General features: G+C 75.9%; 1 protein-coding gene. It reads right to left on the bottom strand.

Going from position 1 to position 1,358, the window contains the following annotated elements:
- Positions 1-1,068: YfjP family GTPase (locus EST54_RS33835; protein WP_174857570.1), on the bottom strand; the 1,068-nt coding region annotated here is incomplete at its 3' end.
- Between the last annotated feature and the right edge of the window lie 290 nt (positions 1,069-1,358).

Raw genomic sequence — 1,358 nt, 5'->3', positions numbered from 1 at the left:
GGGGTTGTCCCACCGGCTCCCCCGTCCTCCCCGCCGCCCACGCAGCCGCGCCCACGGTGACCCGCACGCGCGCTCGGCATGGCGCAGCCAATCGCGTTCCGCCGCACGCCCGGTGGCCACCGCCCCCACCGCCTCGGCCAGCCGGTCGTCGAACTCCGCCCGGGCCTGTTCGGTCAGCCCGACCGGGCACTGTGCGACGTACACCGACCGCAGCCGTTCGGCGGCCGCGTCCACATCGGCCGCCAGCCGCCGGTCCGCCGCCCCCCGCTCCGCGACGAACTGGCCCAGCGCCTCCCGCAGTTCCCCTACGCCCTTGCCGGTCGCGGCGGAGAGCGCAAGCACCGCCGCCCCGGGCTCACCGTGCTCCCCCAGCGCCAGCCCGTCCTCGTCCAGCAACCGGCGCAGATCGTCCACCACCTGGTCGGCGGCGTCCCCCGGCAGCCGGTCCACCTGGTTGAGGACGACGAACATGACTTCCGCGTAGCCCGCCAGCGGCCGCAAATACCGCTCGTGCAGCACCGCATCGGCGTACTTCTCCGGGTCCACGACCCAGATCACCGCGTCCACCAGCTCCAGCATCCGGTCCACCTGGGCGCGGTGCTCGGTGGCCGAGGAGTCGTGGTCGGGCAGGTCGATCAGAATGAGTCCGCGCAGCTCGGCGTTGCCGTCCGCCGGGGCGTGCCGACGATGGGAGGGCACACCCAGCCGGTGCAACAGCCCCTCCGCGCCCGGCCGGCTGCCCGGCCAGACGCAGGCCACCGGCTCCGCGGTCGTCGGCCGTCGCGGCCCGACCTGCGAACGATTCGCCCCGGCCAGCGCGTTGAACAGCGACGACTTACCGCTGCCGGTCGCCCCCGCGAGAGCGACGACGGTGTGCTCACCGGACAGCCGGTACCGCTCGTCCGCCGTCTCCAGCACCCGCCCCGCACCCTCCAGCGCCCGCCCGTCCAGGCGGGTACGGGACAGCGCGATCAGCTCCCGCAACGCATCCAACCGACCGCGCAGCCCGCCCCGCACGGCCTGCCGCCCGCCGTCCTCGGCCCACCGGTACCCGCTCCCCTCCGCCATGCCTTCCCCGCCCCTCGACCGCCGCGGACGGGCCATGCCCTCCGCACGTGCCTCGGCACGCGACGCGGTAAACACCTCGCCGGAGCCCGCTTCCCCGTCCCGGGCCGCGGCCCCCGCCCGTCCGCCCGTCCTCCCCCGCGTCCCGTCGCCACGGTCCCCGGCGGACGAGGCCACCCCCGCCGCAACCGCCGACTCCACCCGCATCCCGCTCACTCCGTCCCGCACTCCCGACCGGGACACCCCCACATCCCGCGCCCGCCGCGCAATCAACCCGTCATCCCAGACCCCAC

This window comes from Streptomyces sioyaensis, from assembly GCF_004122735.1.
In the GTDB taxonomy this organism is placed as follows: domain Bacteria; phylum Actinomycetota; class Actinomycetes; order Streptomycetales; family Streptomycetaceae; genus Streptomyces; species Streptomyces sioyaensis.
Note: the sequence above shows the minus strand (reverse complement) of the source record. Positions and strands in the feature narration are given on the sequence as shown.